Source organism: Variovorax glacialis, from assembly GCF_051216375.1.
GTDB lineage: Bacteria > Pseudomonadota > Gammaproteobacteria > Burkholderiales > Burkholderiaceae_C > Variovorax.
The window spans coordinates 199,539-222,034 of sequence record NZ_JBPJZT010000007.1 but is presented as its reverse complement, the minus strand read 5'-3'; the positions used below and the strand labels follow the sequence as shown (position 1 = coordinate 222,034).

The following is a 22,496-nucleotide window of genomic DNA, read 5'->3' as shown; positions in this document are numbered from 1 at the left end:
GTTCGCTTGCTTAAGCGACACCGTCGCGAGCGTACGAGCCGCATCGGCCTATGTCGACGGACGCACCCTGAGGAAGTACCTCATCGATGCGGTACAGATGGGTTTCATCGAGATCTTGCAGCGGGAAGGCTGGGTGAACGCCGAAGCCCTTAAATAACCTTCCAGATCAACGCGCCGATGCCGTACACGATGGCCATTAAGACAACCGCCCCGATGATGTTACAGATGAGATCGGCGAACTTGGCCAGCGCGCAGCAAGCGATGGTCGCTCCCGCCAAAACGAGGCCGAAGCGCAGCCACTTCGGCCACTCCATGCTGTACTTCGCCAGCACGAGTTAGGTCACGATGCCGCCCAACAGCAGCCCAACCAGTCCGAACACGGTTGCGCGTGATTCGCTATTTTCGCGGCGCTCGACCTCTCGCAGCGACTCTTCGTTCGTAGTACTCGTAGGTTCCATCCCATGTGCGCCGACTGAAGCGTGTTCCCATCAGGTTCTCCCTCCTGGACTGTTCCGTTCGTATATCGCGCCGTGTGTCCACGCGTGGCGCGCAGTGGCGCGCAGTGGCTCAAGCCTATCTGTCGCGGCGAAAATTTGGACAGCCCCTCCAGACATTCAGAAGAATCTCAACAGATTTCCAGAACCGTCTGATAGCGCATCGCGGCGCACTTCATTGCGATTCGGACTGTTCCGATCGACCGCAGCCACGCATCCCCCTTAGTCTCAGTCGCAAGAACAAGGAGCGCGCCCTTGCTTCCTCACTGGCCGAATCAGAGCCGCGACAAAAATTTAAGTGAAGAAAGCCCCTCTTTTGTTCCCCGAGTCCCAAGCGCCCGCGCGCAACAATACTTCGCTGGGCCACCCCCCGCACCGCGCGACGAGAGCCAACCGCGTACGCGTCGAGAGAACCCTCGCATTGCCCAGCTCGTCTGAGTGGGCTGGCGCATTCCTGGCGGGCGCTGTCGTGCACCTGTTGCTACTGATCCCCACGTTGATCACGCTGCAGATTTACGACCGCGTGCTTTCCAGCCGCAGCACACCGACCCTGCTTATGCTGCTGGCCGCTGCGGCCCTGTCGCTCGCGGCGTGGTGGGTGGTCGATACCGCCCGCGTGCGCTGGCATGCGGCACGAGCCGTAGGGCTTGACGCGCAACTCACGCAAGCGCTCATACCCTTGACCTTGCAGGTCCCCGCCGCGCAGGCAAGCACGGTATCGCAACAACTCTTTCGGGACATCGGCACCCTGCGCGCATTCGTCGGGGGGCCTGCCTTGCTCGCGCTGATCGATCTGCCGTGGTGCGCGGTGTACCTGCTGGTGTTGGCGGCCTTTCATCCCCTGCTCGGCGCGGTTGCGCTATCCGGCATGTTGATCCTGATCGGCCTCTCATGGCTCACCGAATGGCGCTTGCGCGGCGCGGTGGGCATGGCCGAACAAGGCTACATGCGCGCGCACCATATGGGCAGCGAGGTTGCCGCCTTCACCGACGTGCTTCAGGCGCACGGCCAGCAACGGCAGGTCTGCAGCGCGCTCATCGCGATCAGGGACGAGGCCTCGACGGCGCGGATGGCCGCAGATCTGCCCGGCCATGGCCTGAAGGGCTTGGGCAAGCTCGCGCGGCAGGTCTTGCAGATCGCGATGCTCGCCACGGGCGCATGGCTGGTCTTGCAGGGACAAGCCACAGGCGGCGTGATGATCGCCGGCAGCATCCTGCTCGGCAAGGCGCTCGCGCCCCTGGAGATTTTGATCGGCGGATGGAAGCAGCAGTTGGAGGCACGCGACGCGCTCGCCCGCCTGCGGCACGCCCTGGCGTCCGAATCACAGTCGGCGAACCGGGCGCCCGAGACGATTCTGCCGCCGACCAAGGGCGAGCTGAACGTGCGTCAGTTGGGCGTACGACTATCGCCTGCCGGGGCTGCGATCCTCCAGAACGTCAGCTTCGACCTGCCCGCAGGCGGCATGCTCGCGGTACTGGGTTCCAGCGGCAGCGGCAAGAGCACGCTCGCGCGCGTTTTTGCGGGCATCCAGGCCCCGACGCAAGGCGAGGTCGCGCTCGACCGTGCGGCTCTGCATCAGTACGGCGCTCAGGCCCGTGGACGGAGCACGGGCTTTCTCCCGCAGGACGTCTTGCTGCACACGGGCACCGTGGCCCACAACATTGCGCGCCTGTGGAGGCCGACCGAAAAGCTGACGCCAGGGCAAAGCGAAGCCGTTGTGCTCGCGGCGCGGCGCGCGGGCGCACATGAACTCATTGCGGCGCTGCCAAAGGGGTATGACACCCTGATCGGCCAGGAACCCGGCGCGCACGTGCTCTCCGGAGGGCAACGCCAGCGCATCGCCCTGGCGCGTGCGATCTATGCGACGCCGGACGCAGGCGAACCCAGCCTCGTGGTGTTGGACGAACCCAACAGCCAGCTCGACGCCGAGGGCGAAGCCGCATTGGAACGCTGCCTGCACGGCCTGCGCGAACGCCGGCGCACCGTCGTCGTGATCACGCACCGCCCCCACCTCGTCGGCCTCGCGAGTCACGTCCTGGTGCTCGCGCAGGGAGCCGTCGAACAGTACGGCCCGCGCGAGCAGGTTCGCCAATGGATGGTGAAGCGCAACCAGGCCCTGATCGCGAGCCGGGAGGCCCGTGCATGAACACGACCGACCACTCCGCCGCCAACGATCCCCTGGCCATTCCTTTGCCCGCATGGCGGCATGAAATGCGCCGTGCCCTGCGCTCGGGCATTTGCGGCACCGTGCTCGGTGTCATCGCCCTGAGCGCCTGGGCCGCGCTCGCGCCGCTGGCCGCTGCAGTCATTGCCGAGGGGACAGTCAAGTCGCAAGGCAACCGCAAGACCGTGCAGCACGCCGAGGGCGGCATCGTCGCGGCCATTCATGTGAGGGACGGGGACCGGGTAAAGCAGGGCCAAGCCCTCATCACGCTGGCCGATGCGCGCGTGGCGGCAGGCGCGCAGTCCCTGCGTGAGCAATGGGCCGTCAACACGCTGAAGGTGCAACGCCTTAGCGCCGAGACGCGCGGTGCGTCGTTCACGCCCGACCTGCAGGCGCTGGAACAGCCGTGGGACGCGCACGCGCGGCACAACGAGGGCGAGGCACAGGTCACGCTGCTGGCCCAACGCGAGCTTGATCTGTTCGCCGCGCGTGCACGCCAGCAGACCGAGCAGGCCAGGTGGCTCAGTGAACAGTTGGCGCAGATACAGAGCGAGGCGCGGACGCAAAGCGAACTGATCGCCACCACCGAATCAGCCCTCAGACTGGCGCAGCAAGACCTCGCGATGAACGAGAAGTTGAGAGGCGATGGCTTTATCAGCCCTGCGCGACTGGCCGAGTTGCAGAGGGTCGTCGCGGACTACCGCGCTCGCGTGCAGGCGGGCCAGAGCCAGCTCTCTCAGGCGCGGCAGAAAGAGGCGGATACGCGCCTCAAGCTCTCGGCGCAGCGCACCGAGTTTGCGCGTGCGGCGGCTGACGAGTTGAAGGAGATCACGGCGCAACTCGCACAGACGGAGCAGGCGCTGCGCCCTGCGCTCGACGCGCAGACGCGGCAGCAGTTGCTTGCCCCGGTCGACGGTGAAGTCGTGGGCCTGAAGGTGCATACCGTGGGTGCAGCCATCGGCCCGCGCGAGCCGCTGCTGGACATCGTGCCCGCGAATTCGGAACTGGTGATCGAAGCGCGCATTGCGCCGAGCGACATCCGGGACGCGCAGAAGACCATGGCGCACGGAGCGCTTGCCCATGTGATGCTGCCTGCCTACCGCACACGTGCGACGCCTCAGGTGGATGGGCGCGTGACCTATGTAGGGGCGGATCGCCAGACCGATCCCCAGGCCCCCAACGCGCCGTACTTCATCGCGCACATCAATGTGAGCCCTGAAGCACTGGACACCGCCAGCAAGCTCGCGGGTCAGCCGCTGGTGCTGTCTCCGGGCATGCAGGCCGAAGTGTTCATCCCGACCACCGAGCGCAGTGCGTGGCGGTACCTGTTCGATCCGGTCCTCGATGGCATCAGGCACAGCTTGCGCGAACGATGAACCGGGCCGCCGCCCGGCGCCACATCACTATGAAGATATCGATGACCCAGTACCCTCTCATCCAACAAGCTCCGGAACTTGACCGGATGAAGTCCGAAGCGCCACGTTCGGCGAGCTACGGTCTCAGTCGCGTTGCAAAGGCGAGTTACTCCCAACACTTTGACAAGATCCAGATCGGAAAAGCGGCCTACCGCAATGTCGAACTCAAGGTGTCTGATATCGACGTCAAACCATACGCCGGAATCCTCGGGCAGGACTTTCTCAAGACTCGAAAAGTCTGGGTCTCGTACACGACGAGGCAACTGTTTGTAGAGCGGGAAGCGGCGGCGAAGCCTCGACTTCTTTCGGGCACTAAATGAAAGGATGGGTTTGCTTCCCCCGTGCGTTTCCTGCCCATGAAGCTTTCCATTCTGTCCGTAGCGGTTGCAAGTGACCAAGCGCCCAGGAGCGATTGCATGCACACGCGCCGTGAGTGTTTCATCATCAATTTCAATCACTACCGAGGGGAGCTATGAAGAATGAAGCGAAGTAGAAGCGGGCTAGTCCTGCTGAGTGTTGTCGCATGCCTCGCGGCCTGCACGACCTCCCGGGTACCGGAGGAAAACTCCCCGCTCGGGACGACGGGGATACCTCCACCGCCACTGGTGCCGCAGCCGGAAGGTACGCCGCTACCGCCGCGCGATCCGCGCATTGCGGACCGTTGGCCGCCTGAGATCAAACGACTGGTGGACAACATGCTGACGCTGTACCCGAAGACGCCCAATGAGCGGCCACCAAGCGTCAAGGAGATCGAGCAAAAGATGGAGATCACACTGACCGAGCGCCCGCTGCGGCCCGATGAAGTCCGCACTTACAGCAAACGGTTCATTGTTGGCGGTACGCGCTACATGAACCCACCTTCCGACGTTCCTGACGTCCTCGGCGCGCGCTTCACCATCCTCCGGGAATCGCAGACTCAAATCCTGGAGCTGGTCATATCGCCGGCGCGAAGCGGATTCTGCCTCGGTCCCTACGAGTTGGCGGTCTACACCGGATCGACGTTTGTCGATCTGGACAGTTCGCCACGTGCGGCTTCTCATCGTCGGCCTCCGTCCTATGTCTGGGGCATGTTCAGTTGGAGCGAACCCGGACGCTATCTCGCACAAGGCTTCACGATCACGATCACTCAAGACCGCGACTCCAAAACACAACAGGTAACGAGCAACCCCTGTGTGAATGACATCGCCGTCGCTGGTGGCGGCGGATATCGAACGAAGGAAAGGTAATTTATGACAATCATCTCCGCAAGCATGCTTTCCGGCCTCACAGGCTCCGATCCGGCGCTCATCGCGAGAGCCGTCGAACTCATCAACAATCCGGCATTGACATCACTGAACGCCCTTTGGGATGGGCTGGTCAATGGAACCAGGGCGGTCCGCGTCGCCACCGCTGCCGACAACATCGGCCTCGCCGACGGGCAATTCCTCGATCCCCGATTTATCGGTTAACCAGTACCACAGAGCAAACCGGGTGGACCTTGTCACGTCCGATTGACATCCGGGAGGCTTGACTGCAAGCGATCAAGAGCCCGGAGCGACATCATGTGTACGCGCCGTGATTGTTTCATCGTCAACTCACTACCGAAAGGAGCTAAGAAGAATGACGCGAAGTAGATGCGGGCTAGTCCTGCTGAGTGTTGTCGCATGCCTCGCGGCCTGCACGACCTCCCGGGTACCGGAGGAAAACTCCCCGCTCGGGACGACGGGGATACCTCCACCGCCACTGGTGCCGCAGCCGGAAGGTACGCCGCTACCGCCGCGCGATCCGCGCATTGCGGACCGTTGGCCGCCTGAGATCAAACGACTGGTGGACAACATGCTGACGCTGTATCCGAAGACTGCCGACGAACGGCCGCCGACTGCTAAGGAGGTGGAACAGAAGATGAGGATCTCGCTGACCGAGCGACCGCTCCGGGCTCGGGAGATTCGCACCTTTCACAAAGTGTTCGTTGTCGGTGGCACGCGCTACATGCACCCACATTCGGACGCTCAGCTTGCGTCTGGCGCGAACTATTTCGTACTCAAGCCGTCGCGGCTCGGCCACATGACGCAAAGCCTTCAATTGGTTGTATCACCAATACGAAGCGGATTTTGCTTAGATCCCTATGAACTGGCGATCTACACCGGATCGACGTTCGTGGATCTTGATAGCTCGCCGCATGCGGTCGCAGGTAGATCGCCTCCGGCATACGTCTGGGGCATGTTCAGCTGGAGCGAATCCGGACGCTATCGAGGACAAGGCTTCAGCATCAAAGTAGCTCTGACGAAGGATTCCGTCACTCAATCATTCACTAGTACCGGCTGCATTAACGAGATCAGTGTGGCCGGCCGCTACCAAGAGGAGAAAACCAGCCAATGACAATCATCACTGCAAACGCACTGTCCGGCCTTAGAGGCGCTGATCCGGTCCTCATCGCAAAGGTCGTTGAGCTCATCAACAATCCAAACTTGAGCTCGCTGGGTGCACTACGAGAAGGGCTGGCGAACTGTAGCTGGACGCTTCGCGCGGCCACTGCAGCCGAGATGAAGGATGCCGACGGTCAATTCCTTGATCCGAAAGGCGGTACGCCTGGCCAAATCCTTGTGCGGTCCGATCTTCTCTCTGTATCGGACCCAACGGATATGCCTGGCGCTGTGCTCAAGTTGATCGATACGCTTGTGCATGAAGGTATCGGGCATGGAGACCCGGCCATGCAAGACGCACGGGAAGCCGCGAACAGGGCTTTGGATGATTCGACTCGCTCCAATGCAGAGCGTGCCGAAAACTTTATGCGCCTTAGGCTTGATGATGAATTGGACGCGCGGTATGAATCTTGGGAATTTCGCTCTCAGCTTGATAGCCTGACCGATCTATCGGTCAACCAGTACCACCGAGCGAATCGGGTCGAGCTTGTCACTAACGATATTTACAAGGCGTTTTCGAGTGCTCAGTCCCATACGAACGGGATGAGCGACGAGAAGGCAAAAGAGTTCGCCATTCAAGGGAGTCGAGACGAGATGGCTGGCTATTACGAACACTTCTACGTCAACTACTACGCTGCTCACGTTAACGGAGTGCTTGGCCTCGCCGGCTCGCAAGCCGGAATTGACATGCTGAATCACCTTAAGAGCAGTTTCAATGCAACGGGCTATAAGGTGACCGATCCCATCGTGTATGACGACGGTTCGTCCACCGCGACCGTCATCTACGAGGATGGCCGCCGCAGGGAACTGGTATTCGATTCGAACGGCAATGTTTACCGGCAGACTGAAACCGCCGCGAACGGCGACAAGAGCGCCACCGCCTACCATGCAAACGGCGAAGTCTCTCGCGTCACAGAATGGGATGGCGCGAACAACAACACTGACTACGCCACGCGCACGACTAGCTATGACTCGGACGGGCGTGTTGAGCGAATCGAGTTCACGCGGGATGACGGCAGCATTGATCTGACTGAGAACGACCCGGGAGATCTGCAGAACTGGACTCACAGGGAGACCCGCTGGGATGCTATGGGTCACAAGGACTACGTGAACGTCGTCCAGGACGACGGCAGTACCAATCAGACCGACTTCGACCAGGACAATTCGCAAAGCTGGAAGACAAGGGCGACCCGCTGGGATGCCTCGGGTCGCGTGGACTACGTGAACGTTGCCCAGGACGACGGCAGCGCTAATCAAACCGACTTCGACCAGGATAATTCGCACGTCTGGAAGACCAGAGACACCCGCTGGGATGCCTCGGGTCGCGTGGACTACGTGAACGTCGTCCAGGACGACGGCAGCGCCAATCAGACCGACCTCGACCAGAACAGTTCGCACGGCTGGAAGACCAGGGAGACCCGCTGGGATGCCTCGGGTCGCGTGGACTACGTGAACGTCGTCCAGGACGACGGCAGCGCCAATCAGACCGACCTCGATCAGGACAGTTCGCACGCCTGGAAGACCAGGGAGACCCGCTGGGATGCCTTGGGTCGCGTAGACTACGTGAACGTCGTCCAGGACGACGGCAGCGCCAATCAGACCGACCTCGATCAGGACAGTTCGCACGGCTGGAAGACCAGGGAGACCCGCTGGGATGCCTTGGGTCGCGTGGACTACGTGAACGTCGTCCAGGACGACGGCAGTACCAATCAGACCGACCTCGACCAGGACAATTCGCACGGCTGGAAGACCAGGGAGACCCGCTGGGATGCCTTGGGTCGCGTGGACTACGTGAACGTCGTCCAGGACGACCGCAGTACCAATCAGACCGACCTCGACCAGGACAATTCGCACGGGTGGAAGACAAGGGTGACCCGCTGGGACGCCTCGGGTCGCGTGGACTACGTGAACGTCGTGCAGGATGACGGCAGTACCAACCAGACCGACTTCGACCAGGACAATTCGCAAGGCTGGAGGACCAGGGAGACCCGCTGGGATGCCTCGGGTCGCCTGGACTACGTGAACGTCGTGCAGGACGACGGCAGTTCCCATTGGATCGACTATGACCAAGCCAATCAACGCGGCGACCGCGTCTGGGAGAGCTACACGGACGCGTGGGGACGCGAAGACTGGCGAAGAATTTCCCGCGACGATGGCAGCACTCTGCTTATCAACTATGACCAGGAGGGTGTCCACTACTGGAGTAGCGTTGAGACGTACTACTGGGAAAATGGAGAGAAGGCTTACACAGTGACAAACCTCGACATCGGAGGGTGGACGATTTCTATCTAGTTCTACTGCGAGAGGTGTTTGCCTTTCGTCGGTACTCCGGGCCCTGCACGGAATCCACCCTCGGCTAGGTGGAGCACCCCTACTTAGGGCTTGGCCTCGATGCCGCCCCTGCTGCTGCGCAGTCCCTGCATCGGGCAACGGACGTTGTTCCGGTGGAGGCGGCAGCATTCCAGATCCACACCTCACTCCCCCAACGACGCCGCAAGCTCCCGCAACACCCCCTGCGGCGCCTCGTCAATGATGTCCCCATGCGAAACAATGATCCGCTTCAGATCCGGCATCGCAGCCCATGCCTGAAGCTGCTCACCCAAGGACTTCTTGCTTTCCACGATCACCATCGCCACCGCCTTGGGCACCTGCGCCTTGTCGCCCGCCAGTCCCATCATCCGCAACACCCATCCGCCGAACCCTGACGAGTGTCGGATGTTCCCGACCAGGTCGTTGAGAACCAGTGTCGTGCCGCCCGGTCGCCGAACGATCAACGCCGCCTCTTCTTCGCCCGTCCCGGGCACCACGACCATGCGAACGTCGGGATCGCCGAAGTCCGGCGCCGTCGAATCGACCTCCACCACCTTCTCCGTCCTCGCCCGCGAGCCCGGCGGCGTAACGACCTTCAACGCCGGATAACGATGCTTCCAGGCGCTGGCGTCGAGTCGGTGGTGGTCGCTGGGCACCACGAGGAACGCGGGACGACCCAGGCGCTCGATGGTCTCCATGTCCTCCTCTTCGAGCGAGATGGCGCTCCAGATCAGCAGCTCGCCGTTGACCAGGCGAATAATGGTCATGCGGCGCGGAAGGTTCATCAGCGGCATCGGGATCTCGCCTTCGACGACATGAATGTCGGGGTCGATCTCCCGAAGCGGACCATGAGGGAGGACCTTCCACTCGTGGTTGGGTTTCGGCATGTAGCTCTCCTTGGGCCTGCCTCATGCGCGAGACGATTTCGTCAGGTCGGCCGAAACAGGAGTTCCCATGATGTCGCATCTGCAAGACTGGCGTCCATCCTCCTGGCGCGATCGCGTTGCGCTTCAGATGCCGTCCTACAGCGACGCGCACGCGCTGCGCGAAACGGAGCGACGTCTTTCCGGCCTGCCGTCGCTGATTTTCCCGGGCGAGATCTCGCAATTGCGCCAGCGCCTCGCGGCCGTGTCCCGGGGCGAGGCCTTCCTGCTGCAGGGCGGTGATTGCGCCGAAAGCTTCGACGAGTTCGGCCAGGCGCCGGTGGAATCGACCTTCCGCGTGATCCTGCAGATGGCGGTCGTGCTGACCTACGCTGCCGCCTGCCCGGTGGTGAAGGTGGGGCGCATCGCCGGGCAGTTCGCCAAGCCGCGCTCCTCGGACGTGGAAACGCAGGACGCATTGACGCTGCCCTCCTACCGCGGCGACATCATCAATGGGGGTGCCTTTACGGCGGAAGCGCGGCAGCCCGATCCGGCGCGCCTGCTCACGGCGTATTCGCATTCCGCGACCACGCTCAACCTGCTGCGCGCGCTCGCCCAGGGTGGCTTTGCCGATCTGCACGAGGTGCATCGCTGGACTGCCGACTTCGTTCGCTCCAGTCCGCAGGGCGAGCGCTTCGAGGAACTCGCGGATCGCATCACGGAGTCGCTCGCGTTCATGGAGGCCTGCGGCTTCGATGCCTCTCGCGCACCACAACTGCACGCCGTGGAGTTCTACACCTCGCACGAGGCCTTGCACCTGCACTACGAGGAGGCGCTGACCCGGTTCGACGAGCGAACCGCCCGTTGGTACGGCGGCTCGGCCCACATGCTATGGCTGGGCGAGCGAACTCGCCAGCGCGACGGCGCCCATGTAGAGTACCTGCGCGGCATCGGCAACGCGATCGGCGTGAAGCTGGGACCTTCGGCGAGCCCGGACGACGCGCTGCGCCTCGCCGACGTGCTCGACCCGCAGCGCGAGCCCGGGCGCCTGGTGCTGATCGCGCGGATGGGCAGCGACAAGGTCGCCGAGCGCCTGCCGCCCCTGCTGCGTGCGATGCGCAGCGCCGGGCGCACGCCGGTGTGGTGCTGCGACCCGATGCACGGCAACACCGTGACCGCCTCCAACGGCTACAAGACCCGCGATTTCGAACGCATCCTCCAGGAGTTGCGCGGCTTCTTCGACGCGCATGCACAGGAGGGCACCTACCCCGGCGGCCTGCATTTCGAGATGACGGGCCAGGACGTCACCGAATGCCGCGGCGGCGCGCAGGCGCTGACGGACGAAGGCCTCGCGGCGCGCTATCGCAGCGCCTGCGACCCGCGGTTGAACGGGTCGCAAAGCCTGGAACTGGCCTTCCTGATCGCGGACGTGCTCAAGGCCGCACGCAAGTAGGCCGTCAATGCGTCGCCACGACCGCGATCCCGCGGATCTGGCCGGCCTTCGCCTCCGCCGCGGGTCTCGGATAGCGAGCGGGCGAGAAGCGATGCATCAGCTCTGCCTCGCGGCCGCGCGCCAGTGCGAGATTGGCCAGCTTCACGTGGCCATAGCCGCGGATGGTCATGGGCACGGCGGCGATCTGCGCGGCGAGCTTCTGGTTGTCGGGTGACAGCTCGGCCATCAACTCGTCCAGTCGCGCGTCGAGCTGGTCGATCAACGAGCGTTCCAGCCGGCGTTCTGCCGTATGGCCGAACAGGTCGAGAAACGTGCCGCGCAGGCGCTTGCCGTGGGCGAGCCACTTCATGGCCGGCAGCATCCACGCTCCGAGCCGGATCTTGGCCGGCGGCTGCCCGTTCTTCGGCCGCGACAGGAAGGGCGGCGCCATGTGGAATTCGAGCTTGACGTCGCCTTCGAACTGCTCCGCAAGCTTCTCGCGGAAGCTGCCGTCGCTGTAGAGGCGAGCAACCTCGTACTCGTCCTTGTAGCTCATCAGCTTCAGCAGGCTGCGCGCCGCGTTGCGTGTGACCGGCAGGCTTGGATCGCCACCCGGGAGCGCCGCTTCGCGCTGCTGCATGCCGCGCACGCGCGCCTCGAAGCGCTGCGCCCAGGCGGCGTTCTGGTAGCCGGTGAGATGGTGGCGTGCACGGGCGATCAGGGCCTCCAGCGATTCGTCCTGCGCGGCGGGCGTGCTTGCGCCGCGCAAGCCTTCGATCGCCTGCGGTGCGCCCGCGGCAAGCCGGCCGAGCGAGAAGGCCGTCAGGTTCGCCGCGACCGCAACGCCGTTGAGTTCGATGGCGCGCGTCACCGCCTCGAGGCTCAGCGGGACGAGACCGCGCTGCCATGCATAGCCGGTCGCGAGGATGTTCGATGCGAGCGTGTCGCCGAGGAATTCCTCCGCCATCGTCTGCGCATCGAAAGTCTCGACCTGGTCCCGGCCCGCGACAAATCGCATCTTCTCGAGCAGCAGTTCGACCTTGAGGTCGGCGTCCGGATTGCGCAGCGATTCGGCCACCGGAATCTCGTGCGTGTTCGCGAGGATCCGGGTACGGCCATGCCGGACGGTCTGCAGCGCATCGGGCGATGCACCCACGACGATGTCGCACGCCAGGATTGCATCGGCCTGCTGGGTGTCGATGCGCACCTGATTCAACCGCGCGGGCGTGTCGGCAAGACGCACGAAGCTCAGCACCGCCCCGCCCTTCTGCGCGAAGCCCATGAAGTCCAGCACGCTGGCCGACTTGCCTTCGAGGTGCGCGGCCATCGCGATCACCGCGCCGACGGTCACCACGCCGGTGCCGCCGACGCCGGTGACGAGCAGGTCATAGGGCGCGTCCCATGTTCTTTCGGCCGGACGCGGCAATGCCGCAACATGCTGCAGGAAGGCATCGCGCCCGGCAGCGAGCGCCCCGCTCTTCTTGCGCAGCGCGCCGCCGGTCACGCCGACGAAACTCGGGCAGAAGCCGTTCGCGCACGAATAGTCCTTGTTGCAGCTCGTCTGGTCGATCTTGCGCTTGCGGCCCAGGTCGGTCTCGTGCGGCAGCACGGCCACGCAGTTGCTCTGCACGCTGCAATCGCCGCAGCCCTCGCAGACCGCCTCGTTGATGAAGAGGCGCTTGTCCGGCTCGACCAGTTCGCCCTTCTTGCGCCGACGGCGCTTCTCGGCCGCGCACGTCTGTTCGTAGATCAGCACGGTGACGCCCGGGATCTCGCGCAGGCGACGCTGCACCGCATCGAGTTCGCTGCGGTCGTGGAACTCGGTGCCGGCCGGGAACTTGCCCTTGATCTGCGCGTACTTCTCGATCGCGTCGCTCACGACGACTACCTGCTTCACGCCCTCTGACTCCACCTGCCGCGCGATGGCATCGACGCTGATCACGCCGTCGACCGGCTGCCCGCCGGTCATGGCGACTGCGTCGTTGAACAGGATCTTGTAGGTCAGCGTCGCGTTCGCCGCGACCGCCTGGCGGATCGCGAGGTAGCCCGAGTGGTAGTAGGTACCGTCCCCGAGGTTCTGGAACACGTGCGGTGTGCGCGTGAACATCGAGTGCGAGACCCAGTCGACACCCTCCCCGCCCATCTGGATCAGCCCGGCCGTGCTGCGATCCATCCAGTTGGCCATGAAGTGGCAGCCGATGCCGGCGCGCGCGGTCGAGCCTTCGGGCACCTTGGTGCTGGTGTTGTGCGGGCAGCCCGCGCAGAAGTACGGCAGGCGCTTGACCGAGTCGCTGTCGTTGCTCATGAGTTCGGGCAGCGTGAAGTCGCGGACGTGCCGGAAGTGGTCGCCGAGATCGCCGTTGTCCGAAAAGTGCACCGACAGCCAGTGCGCCACCAGTTCGATCAGCCGCGAGGGCCTCAGCTCGCCGAGCGCCGACACCATCGGCCGCCCGTCGCGGTCGTGCTTGCCGACCAGTGCGGGCCGCGCACCGGCGGGCGCGTTGTAGAACAGGTCGCGCAACTGGCTCTCGACGATGCCGCCCTTCTCCTCGACGATGAGGATCTCGTCCAGCCCCTGCGCAAAGGCCCGGATGCGCGTCTGCTCGATCGGAAAGCTCAGCCCCACCTTGTAGAGCCTGACGCCGACGCGCGCGAGACTTTCCGGCGTCACTTCGAGCCGGCGCAGCACTTCCATCAGGTCGTAGTGCGCCTTGCCGCAGGTCACGATGCCGACCTTGGCATGCGGGCTCTCGATCACGTGGCGGTCGATGCTGTTGACGCGGGCAAAGGCGGCCACGGCCTCCAGCTTGTCGGCCAGGCGCGATTCGATGCGCAGCGAAGGCAGGTCGGGCCAGCGGTAGTGAAGGCCGTCGGCCGGCGCACGATGGCCCGTGGCGGCGCGCACCGTGTCGGCACCGGCCCAGGTGGCGACGCGTGCATTGATCTGGTCGAGGTCGACCGTACCGGCGCTCTCGACCACTTCGGACAGCGCGGCCATGCCGACCCACGCACCGGAGAAGCGCGAGAGCTCGTAGCCGTACAGGCCGAACTCCAAATACTCGGCCACGCTGGCCGGCTGCATGACCGGCATGCTCCAGGCGACGAAGGCATGGTCGCTCTGGTGCGGCATCGACGAGGAGACGCAGCCATGGTCGTCCCCCGCCACCACCAGCACGCCGCCGTGCGGCGACGAGCCGTAGGCGTTGCCGTGCTTGAGCGCATCGCCGGCGCGGTCCACGCCAGGGCCCTTGCCGTACCACATCGCGAAGACGCCTTCGACGGTGCGCTCGGGGTCCGATTCCACGCGCTGCGTGCCGAGCACCTGTGTCGCCCCGAGTTCCTCGTTGATGGCGGGCACGAAGCGGATGCCCGCGTCCTTGAAGCCCGCACCGGCTTTCCAGATCGCCTGGTCCACCATGCCCAGCGGCGAGCCGCGGTAGCCACTGACGAAGCCCTGGGTGTCGAGCCCGCGTGCGGCATCGCGCTGGCGCTGCATCAGCAGCACGCGCACCAGGGCCTGCGTGCCGGTCAGGAATATGGCGCCCGAACGGGCCCAGAGGCTGTCGGACAGCTGGTAGGCGGGGCGCTGGATGGGCGCGGGAATCGTGGTCGTATTCATCCGGGGATTGTTCTTCGCCTGGCGGAGGAATATCCTCTTCAATGCCCCCAAACCGACCCTATTTCGGAGAATTTCATTCTCCCAAACCCCCATGAGTACCGATTCCATTCCTCTGGACAACTACTCCCTCCAGATCCTCCTCGAACTGCAGCGCGACGCGCGACAGACGGTGCAGCAGATCGCCGACAAGGTCGGGCTGTCGTCGACGCCCTGCTGGCGGCGCATCAAGGAGATGGAGGCCGCGGGCGTGATCCGCGGCTACACCGTAGTCGTCGATCGCGAGAAGGTCGGCCTGAACATCGCGGCGGTGACGGAGGTCAATCTCGACCGGCACAACGAATCGAAGGTCCGCGACTTCGAGAAGGCCGTCGAAGCGAGCCCTGAAATCGTGCGCTGCGTCTCGGCGACCGGCCCGGCCGACTACATCCTCACGGTGCTCGTGCCCGACATCAAGCACTACGAGAAATTCCTGCACACCACGCTCTTCGAGCAAGCCGGCGTCACGCACGTGCGGTCGGCGATCGTGCTGCGGGAAGTGAAGACCGAGGGGAGCCTGCCGGTCGACTTCGGGCCGGCCCGGCGTTCGCGCGCCTGAGCGACGCGCGGCGGCCCTCGGCGTCAGAACGCGTGGCGGATGCCGAAGTCGTAGCCGTAGCCGCAGACCTCTCCCACCCTCCCCCCGCGCAGGGTGGAGGGTTTCACCCAGTCCACGCCACCCGGCGAGGGTGGTTGCGCGATTGCATCTCGTGCATTGATATCGAGGCGAATATGCATTGGACTCAATCCGGCCGCGCTGGAACAATCTCGGCCAGGGATCTGGAATGAACTCACCTGCCGTACCCACCTCATCCACCGCAGTGCCGCGCCCCGTTCGCGCGCCCTCTCGCCTGCTCGTGCTCGCCGAGGTCCGCGCCTTGTGGGAAGCCGGCGCGACGGTCGCGTTATGGCCGCTGCTGAAGATTGCGCCGCGCGGTGACGGCCATCCGGTGCTCGTGCTGCCCGGCCTGACCTCGGGCGATGGCTCGACGCTCCTGCTGCGGCGCTACCTGAAGGGCCGCGGCTACGACGTGCACGGCTGGGGCCAGGGCCGCAACTTCGGTCCGCGCACCGGCGTGGAGGACCGCATGGTCGAGAAGCTGAAGCAACTCCACGCCAAGGAGGGCCGCAAGGTGAGCCTGGTCGGCAAGAGTCTCGGCGGTGCCTATGCGCGCTTCCTGGCCAACCGCCATCCCAGGTTGGTCCGTAGCGTCGTGACGCTCGGCAGCCCGTTCAAGGGCAGCCCGCGCGCGACCCATGCTTGGCGCGTCTATGAAGGCCTGAGCGGCCAGAGCGCCGAAGATCCACCACGCATGAAGCACGTGACGCGCACGCCGCGCGTGCCGACCACGTCGATCTTCAGCCGCACCGACGGCATCGTCGCGTGGCGCTGCAGCATGGAGACCACCGGGCCGACCTCCGAGAACATCGAAGTACTGCTCGGCAGCCACCTCGGCCTCGACACGCACCCCGCCGTGCTCTACGCGCTGGCCGACCGCCTCGCGCAGCCCGAGGGCGAATGGAAGCCGTTCCAGCGCGGCATGCTCGGGCCGCTGCTGTTTCCCAATCCGTCGCGCGGCATCGTCGCCGCCAGCTGACGGCCGGCCGCTTCATCGCGACGGGACTTGCGCGGCGCGCTGGCCGAGCGGTGCTTCCGAGAGTGCCGGATCGGCATGGCCCAGGTAGAACCTGAACACAAGGCGCTGCACCAGGTTGCCATAGGGCGGATAGAACAATCCCATCGGGAACCACGGTGCGCGCTTGAAGGTGCCCTTGGCGTGCGACAGCTCCCGAAAGCCCTCCTCGCCGTGGTAGGTGCCCATGCCCGAGTTGCCCGTGCCGCCGAAAGGCAGGTCGTGGTTGAAGGCATGCCAGCCCCAGTCGTCCATGCAGAGGCCGCCTGAATGCGTGAGGTTTGTCAGTCGCTGCTGATCCGCGCCATCGAATCCGAATGCATAGAGCGCCAGCGGGCGCGGTCGCGCCGCGATGTAGTCGATGGCCTGGTCGAGCGTGTCGTAGCCCACCACCGGAAGGATCGGGCCGAACAGTTCCTCCCTGGCAATGCGCATGTCGTCGCGGACGCCAGTGACGACGTGCAGCGGGATGCGTCGCCCCGGCCCGTTGTCGCCGCAGGCGATGACCTTCCCGCCCTTCGCGGCGGCTTCGGCCAGCAGTTCGCGGATGCGTTGCGCATGCGGGTCGCAGGCCATGCTGGTGTAGTCCTGGTTGCCCTGCACCGTGGGGTACAGGCGCCGGAAGGCGCGCTCCACGGCGCTCGCAAAGGCATCGACCTGCGGACACGGCACCAAGGCGTAGTCGGGTGCCAGGCAGACCTGGCCACTGCTGAAGGCCTTGCCGTGCGCGATGCGTTCGGCGGCCATCTCCACCGCACGTTCGCTCGCCACCAGCGCCGGCGATTTGCCGCCCAGTTCCAGCGTGACCGGCGTGAGGTGCTGGGCAGCCGCACGCATGATGTGATGGCCCACCGCAGGCGAGCCGGTGAACACCAGGTGGTTGAAAGGGAGGTGCGAGAACGCCTGCGCCTCCGCGACCTCGCCGCCGAAGACCGCGACCTCGTCCTGCGGGAAGTGCTCGGCAAGCATCTGCGCCAGCAGTTCGGTGGTCCTCGGCGACAGTTCCGACATCTTGATCATCACGCGATTGCCCGCGGCCAGCGCGGCGACCAGCGGCCCCAGCGACAGGTACAACGGGAAGTTCCACGGCGTGATCACGCCGACCACGCCCTTGGGCTGGTAGTTGACGAGCGCGCTGTTGCTGAGAAAGAGCAATTCGGTCGCACGGCGCTGCGGCTCCATCCAATGGCGCAGCCGGTGCAGCGCGTGGTTGATCTCGAGGATCGGTCCCAGCACCTCCACCAGCTTGGTCTCGGCCGGTGAGCGATTGCCGAAATCGGCGCTGACCGCCGTGGCGATCCGGTCCTGGTAGCGCTTGAGCAGTGCCCGCAGGGCCTTCAGCTTGGCCTTGCGCTCCGACAGGCTCGGAAAGGGATGCGCCAGGAAGGCCACGCGTTGCCGTTCGAAGGTGTCTTCCATGCGCTGGATGAGGGTGTCCATGGTGGATCTCCTAGGGAACCGCCGCCATCGGCTGCGCGGCGACGCGCATCGCGGATTGCGCCGCAAGGCCGCAGCGCTCGACAATGAAGGCGCCGATCTCGTCGAGCGATTCCTTCGTCTGCGGCAGCGCGCCGATGATCTGGAAGACGTGCGGCATGCGGGGCCACACTCTGACCTGCGCATCGACGCCGAGGGCGCGGGCGCGCTCTGCGGCGCGCAGCGAATCGTCGAGCAGCATCTCGCTGCTCGACACGTGGAACAAGAGCGGCGGCAGCCCGGTCCAGTCCGCGAACAGCGGCGATGCTGCGGGGGCGTCCGCGCGCGCATCACCGAGGTAGGCGGCCTGCACCAGCGTCAGCGCATGCCGGTCGAACAGCACGTCGCTGTCTTCATTGCCCTGCAGCGAGATGCCGCTGCCGGTGAGGTCGGTGACGGGCGAGATCAGCGCTGCGCAGGCAGGCAGTGGCAGCCCTTGATCGCGCAGGTGCATCAGGACGCCCAGCGCCAGATTGCCGCCGGCCGAGTCGCCGGCGATCGCCATGTGCTCGGGCGCAGAGCCCTGGTCCATCATCCAGCGACACGCCGCACTGCAATCGTCCAGCCCCGCCGGAAAGGGATGCTCCGGCGCCAGGCGATAGGCCGGCACCAGCACCCGCATGCCGGTCGTCCGGGCCAGGCGCGCGGCCAGTTGCCGGTAGGCGTTGGGCATGTGCAGGCAGAAGGCCCCGCCGTGCAGATAGAGCAGCACGCCGCGCTTCGCCGCGCCCTCCCCGCCGATCCATTCCGACGGCACGCCGTTGGCGTCGACGCCTTCGATGCCGATGCTGCCGGCACCCCGATGGAGCCAGGTGTCCGCGAAGCGCGCCTTCTCGCGCAGCCTGTCGATGGTGACACCCTTGCGCCACAGCCGCCTCACGCTGAAGCGCAGGGCCGCATCGATGACCCGCTGGGCAATCATGCGTGCTGCGCCTGTGCCGCAGGGATGTGGCTCATCGCGTTTTCGGTGATGGCCGTGATGGTCAGCGACGGGTTGACGCCGGGGTTCGCCGGCATGACGGCCCCGTCGCAGACCAGGAAGTTGCGATAGCCGAAGAGCCGGTTGTGCCGGTCGACGACGCCGCAGCTCGCATCCTTGCCGATGACCGCGCCGCCCAGGATGTGCGCGGTCGATGGGATGTTGGCCGTGGCTTCGAGCACCATGCTCTGCGCGATGCCGCCGGTCTTCTGCGCCAGCCACTCGGCCGCCTCGTTGGCCACCGGGATGAAGGTCGGGTTGGGCTTGTCCTTGTCCTGCTCGGTACTCAACCCGATGCCCCCCAGCCACCCCCGCTTCGCGCGAAACGCGATGGCGTTGTCGAGGCTTTGCATCACCAGGAAGATGACCGTGCGGCGACTCCAGCCGAAGGGCCACAGCACCTTGGCGAAGCGCACCGGATGGCGCGCGATGCTGCCCAGCAGCCGCAGCGGGCGTGTCACGCGCGTGCCCTCGCCTGTGATCATGGTGAACTGCGTCGACATGAAGTCGCCCTTGGCGCCGTAGGTCACGAACTCGATGTGGGTGTCCGGGCGCGGATGAATGCTGGCACTGATCGCCACGTCGTTGCCCGGCCGGCGCTTCTCGTCGGGCAATGTCACGGCGAGGATCGATTCGCTGTTGGTGCGCACCAGTTCACCCAGCCGGTCGCTGATGGCCGGGAGCGAACCGCCGTGCTTGCACTTGGCCAGCAGGCGATTGGTGCCCAGCGCTCCGGCCGACACAACCACGCCGCGCGTGGTGAAGCTTCTCCGCTGCTTGTTGAACCACGCGCCGGGCCGTTGCGTGGTGACGCGATAGCCGTCGCTGCCATCGGCCGCGCCCAGCGGGCGGATGTCGACCACCTCGTGTTCCGGCAGGATCTGCGCGCCGGCCTTCTCGGCGAACCACAGGTAGTTCTTCACCAGCGTGTTCTTCGCACCGACGCGGCAACCCACCATGCAGGCGCCGCAGCGCGTGCAGCCGGTCCGCGCCGGCCCCTCGCCGCCGAAGTACGGGTCGGGCACGGTCCTGCCGGGCTCGCCGAAGAAGATACCCACCGGTGTGCGCTTGAACGTGTCCTCCACGCCGAAATGGCGGGCCACGTCCATCAACAGTTCCTGCCCGTCGCTCTGGAATGGCACGGTGTTCACGCCGAGCATGTGTTCGGCCGTGTCGTAGTGGGGCCCGAGCGTGGCCGCCCAGTCTTCGAGCCCGGCCCACTGCGGGTTCACGAAGAACTCCGGTGCGCCGCGGTACAGGGTGCAGGCATAGACCACGCTGCCGCCGCCCACTGCCGCGCCGCTGGCGATGAACACATCCTTGAAGGGCGTGAGCCGCAGGATGCCGCGCAGCCCCAGTGCTGGCGCCCAGACGAAGTCGCGCAGGTTCCAGGAGCTGGCGGCGTAATCCTCGTCACGATAACGCCGGCCGCATTCGAGCACGGCCACCTTGTAGCCCTTCTCGGCCAGCCGGAGCGCCGAGACGCTGCCGCCGAAGCCGGAGTTGACGATCAGCCAGTCGTGGTCGAAGTCGGTCATGTCACGTCGCGCAGTTCGCGCCGCAAGATCGCCGCTGCGCTCGACCGAGCGTCAGGCGTCGGGGTGTCGCCGCAGCTCGCGTGCCAGTGCCTCGCGGTCATGATTCGCCTCCTCTTCGCCGCGCTCAGGGCGCGATGATGTTGAAGACCGGATCGAAGTCGACGATGTTCGACACCACCGCCGCGAACCCCTTCGGGTCGCCCTCGACCTTGAGCATGCCGGCCTGCACCAGCTCGGGCACCTTCTTGCCCTGCAGCAGCATTGCGAGGAACGCGGGGCGCGTGAGCGTCAGCGTGACATCGGGGTTCTTCAGCACCCGCCCCTTGGTGTTGTTCAGCACCGAGTTCGACAGCTCCAGCGCCCAGACTTCGTTCGTGTCGCTGAACACCATGCTGATCGCGGCTTTCATGCCGTCGGTCTTCTCGTGGTCCAGGCGCAGCGCGATGTAGTCGAACAGCAGCTCGTTGGTCATGCCGCGCACGGTGTCCGGTCCGCTCGAACTCGCGCCCGAGGTGCGCGGCCCGGCGCGCAGCTCCAGCGCACCCATCAGGTAGGCATTGCGCCAGGTGGCGGACTCGGCCTGGTAGCCCAGCTGTTCCAGCGCATCGGCCTGCAGCGCCCTCGCCTCGGCATTGGCCGGGTTGGCGAAGACCACGTGGTTCACCATCTCGGCGACCCAGCGGTAGTCCCCTTCGTCGAAGGCCTTCCGGCCGTTGGCGATGACCGCGGCCTCGCCACCCATTGCGGCCACGTAGCGCTTGGCCGCATCGACGGGCGGCAGGCGGTTCAGCGTGGCCGGATTGGCGTCGTAGTAGCCCAGGTAGAAGTTGTAGACCGCCCGCAGGTTGTGGCTGAGCGTGCCGTAGTAGCCATGCGAACTCGCATCCTTGGCAAGTTCCTTCGGGAAGAACAGCTCGTTGCCGATCTCGTCCATCACCTGGCCCTTGTTCGCCAGGTGCAGTGCACGGTCGTGCAGGAAGCGGTAGGTGTCGCGCTGGTTCGCCAGGTACTGGCGGATGTGCTGGTTGCCCCAGGTCGGCCAGTGGTGGCTCGCGAAGGCCACGTCGACGTCGGGATACAGGTCGAGCGTCTCGTTGATGTACTTGCTCCATTCCAGCGCGTCGCGTACCTTGGCGCCGCGAATGGTGTAGATGTTGTGCATCAGCTTGGTGGCGACCTCCGAGAGGCACAGCGTCTTCTTGTCGGGGAAATAGAGCATGAATTCCGACGGCGCCTCGGAGCCTTGCGCCATCTGGAACTGCATGCGCACGCCGTCGACCGTCCGCTCCTCGCCGGTCTTCTTGATGAGGTCCGTCGGCGGGACCAGGCCCGGCGAGCCGATGCTCAGCGCCAGCCCGAGGCCGGTGCCGACCGAACCCTTGTCGCTGGCCGGCAGCGAGATGCCGTACATGTAGTTCGCGCGGCGTGACATGGCATTGCCGGCGAGCACGTTCTCGGCCACGGCGTTGTCCATGAAGCCCTCGGGCGCGATGACCTTCACCTTGCCCGAGCGCACGTCGGCCTCGTCGATGACGCCGCGGACGCCACCGAAGTGGTCGGCATGGCTGTGGGTGTAGATCACCGCGACCACCGGCTTCGTACTCTTGAGGTGCTCCATCGCCAGCTTCAGGCCGGCACGGGCCGTGTCCTCGGTCAACAGCGGATCGATGACGAGCCAGCCGGTGGCGCCTTCGATCAGCGTCATGTTGGCGAGGTCATAGCCGCGGATCTGGTAGATGCCGTCGGTCACCTTGAACAGGCCCTGCGAGGTGTTGAGCTTCTGCTCGCGCCAGAGGCTGGGGTTCACCGTCGCCGGCGCATCGCCCTTGAGGAAGTCGTAGCGCTGCGTGTTCCACACCATCCTGCCGTCCGCGGCCTTGATCAGCGGGTCCTTCAGCTCGGCCAGCTTGCCTCGCGTGGCGTCTTCCATGTCCTGCTTGTCGTTCATCGCCATGGCCTTGCGCACCGCTTCGTTGGCGCGCTCGGTGGTGGCGGTGGCGGGCTTGGACGGCGGCAGCGGCGCGGTCGTCGGCTGGGCAATGGCGGCTGCGCAGGCCAGCAACGCGACGCCGACACAGGTCGCGACGGATGCGTTCTTCATGGGGCGTCTCCTGGTATTGGTTCTTGATCGAAA

General features: G+C 65.2%; 18 protein-coding genes. 10 read left to right on the top strand and 8 right to left on the bottom strand.

Annotated elements, in window-relative coordinates:
• Positions 1–149: 149 nt before the first annotated feature.
• Positions 150–314, bottom strand: a complete 165-nt coding sequence (locus ACSFBL_RS20135; RefSeq protein WP_435517582.1) for a hypothetical protein — start codon at positions 312–314, stop codon at positions 150–152.
• Positions 315–915: 601 nt separating this feature from the next.
• On the opposite strand from ACSFBL_RS20135, the gene ACSFBL_RS20130 reads away from it, so the two are divergent.
• The 7 genes from ACSFBL_RS20130 (at position 916) to ACSFBL_RS20100 (ending at position 8,767) form a co-directional block, all read left to right on the top strand.
• Entirely contained in the window at positions 916–2,640 is a 1,725-nt protein-coding gene (locus ACSFBL_RS20130; protein ID WP_435517581.1) for a type I secretion system permease/ATPase, read from the top strand.
• A complete protein-coding gene (locus tag ACSFBL_RS20125) occupies positions 2,637–4,034 on the top strand; it encodes an HlyD family type I secretion periplasmic adaptor subunit (RefSeq protein ID WP_435517580.1) in 1,398 nt (465 codons plus the stop codon). Before ACSFBL_RS20130 ends, ACSFBL_RS20125 begins: the two co-directional genes overlap by 4 nt.
• Positions 4,035–4,075: 41 nt before the next feature.
• Entirely contained in the window at positions 4,076–4,393 is a 318-nt protein-coding gene (locus ACSFBL_RS20120) for a pepsin/retropepsin-like aspartic protease family protein (protein WP_435517579.1), read from the top strand.
• 375 nt (positions 4,394–4,768) lie between these two features.
• On the top strand, positions 4,769–5,299 hold the full coding sequence (locus ACSFBL_RS20115; protein WP_435517578.1) for a hypothetical protein: 531 nt from the start codon (positions 4,769–4,771) through the stop codon (positions 5,297–5,299).
• 3 nt (positions 5,300–5,302) lie between these two features.
• Positions 5,303–5,521: a hypothetical protein gene (locus ACSFBL_RS20110; protein WP_435517577.1), complete on the top strand. Its 219-nt coding sequence runs from the start codon at positions 5,303–5,305 to the stop codon at positions 5,519–5,521.
• Positions 5,522–5,879: 358 nt separating this feature from the next.
• A complete protein-coding gene (locus ACSFBL_RS20105) occupies positions 5,880–6,431 on the top strand; it encodes a hypothetical protein (RefSeq protein ID WP_435517576.1) in 552 nt (183 codons plus the stop codon).
• Positions 6,428–8,767 (top strand): RHS repeat domain-containing protein, encoded by a 2,340-nt coding sequence (locus tag ACSFBL_RS20100; RefSeq protein ID WP_435517575.1) that lies wholly within the window; start codon positions 6,428–6,430, stop codon positions 8,765–8,767. The genes ACSFBL_RS20105 and ACSFBL_RS20100 overlap by 4 nt, the downstream gene beginning before the upstream one ends.
• Positions 8,768–8,949: 182 nt before the next feature.
• Here ACSFBL_RS20100 and ACSFBL_RS20095 read toward each other — a convergent pair whose 3' ends face one another.
• The gene (locus ACSFBL_RS20095; RefSeq protein ID WP_435517574.1) at positions 8,950–9,579 is read right to left on the bottom strand and encodes a hypothetical protein; all 630 of its coding nucleotides are present in this window, start codon (positions 9,577–9,579) and stop codon (positions 8,950–8,952) included.
• A 163-nt stretch (positions 9,580–9,742) separates the two neighbouring features.
• Here ACSFBL_RS20095 and ACSFBL_RS20090 point away from each other — a divergent pair, with 163 nt between their 5' ends.
• The gene (locus ACSFBL_RS20090) at positions 9,743–11,101 is read left to right on the top strand and encodes a class II 3-deoxy-7-phosphoheptulonate synthase (RefSeq protein WP_435517573.1); all 1,359 of its coding nucleotides are present in this window, start codon (positions 9,743–9,745) and stop codon (positions 11,099–11,101) included.
• A 4-nt stretch (positions 11,102–11,105) separates the two neighbouring features.
• On the opposite strand, the gene ACSFBL_RS20085 is transcribed toward ACSFBL_RS20090, so the two are convergent.
• Positions 11,106–14,699, bottom strand: a complete 3,594-nt coding sequence (locus ACSFBL_RS20085) for an indolepyruvate ferredoxin oxidoreductase family protein (RefSeq protein WP_435517572.1) — start codon at positions 14,697–14,699, stop codon at positions 11,106–11,108.
• 91 nt (positions 14,700–14,790) lie between these two features.
• Between ACSFBL_RS20085 and ACSFBL_RS20080 the strand changes: the two genes are divergently transcribed.
• The gene (locus ACSFBL_RS20080) at positions 14,791–15,294 is read left to right on the top strand and encodes an Lrp/AsnC family transcriptional regulator (protein WP_435517571.1); all 504 of its coding nucleotides are present in this window, start codon (positions 14,791–14,793) and stop codon (positions 15,292–15,294) included.
• Positions 15,295–15,317: 23 nt separating this feature from the next.
• On the opposite strand, the gene ACSFBL_RS20075 is transcribed toward ACSFBL_RS20080, so the two are convergent.
• Positions 15,318–15,473: a hypothetical protein gene (locus tag ACSFBL_RS20075; RefSeq protein WP_435517570.1), complete on the bottom strand. Its 156-nt coding sequence runs from the start codon at positions 15,471–15,473 to the stop codon at positions 15,318–15,320.
• A 47-nt stretch (positions 15,474–15,520) separates the two neighbouring features.
• Here ACSFBL_RS20075 and ACSFBL_RS20070 point away from each other — a divergent pair, with 47 nt between their 5' ends.
• On the top strand, positions 15,521–16,333 hold the full coding sequence (locus tag ACSFBL_RS20070) for an esterase/lipase family protein (RefSeq protein ID WP_435517569.1): 813 nt from the start codon (positions 15,521–15,523) through the stop codon (positions 16,331–16,333).
• A 12-nt stretch (positions 16,334–16,345) separates the two neighbouring features.
• Here the strand turns inward: ACSFBL_RS20070 and ACSFBL_RS20065 are convergent, their stop codons facing one another.
• The 4 genes from ACSFBL_RS20065 to ACSFBL_RS20050 all read right to left on the bottom strand — a co-directional run bounded on the left by ACSFBL_RS20065 (position 16,346) and on the right by ACSFBL_RS20050 (position 22,463).
• Positions 16,346–17,809, bottom strand: coding sequence for a coniferyl aldehyde dehydrogenase (locus ACSFBL_RS20065; RefSeq protein ID WP_435517568.1), 1,464 nt, complete (start codon positions 17,807–17,809; stop codon positions 16,346–16,348).
• 10 nt (positions 17,810–17,819) lie between these two features.
• On the bottom strand, positions 17,820–18,767 hold the full coding sequence (locus ACSFBL_RS20060; protein WP_435517567.1) for an alpha/beta hydrolase: 948 nt from the start codon (positions 18,765–18,767) through the stop codon (positions 17,820–17,822).
• Complete coding sequence (locus tag ACSFBL_RS20055; protein WP_435517566.1) at positions 18,764–20,362, bottom strand: GMC oxidoreductase; 1,599 nt, start codon at positions 20,360–20,362, stop codon at positions 18,764–18,766. Before ACSFBL_RS20055 ends, ACSFBL_RS20060 begins: the two co-directional genes overlap by 4 nt.
• A gap of 124 nt (positions 20,363–20,486) precedes the next feature.
• On the bottom strand, positions 20,487–22,463 hold the full coding sequence (locus ACSFBL_RS20050; protein WP_435517565.1) for an alkyl/aryl-sulfatase: 1,977 nt from the start codon (positions 22,461–22,463) through the stop codon (positions 20,487–20,489).
• Positions 22,464–22,496 lie beyond the last annotated feature (33 nt).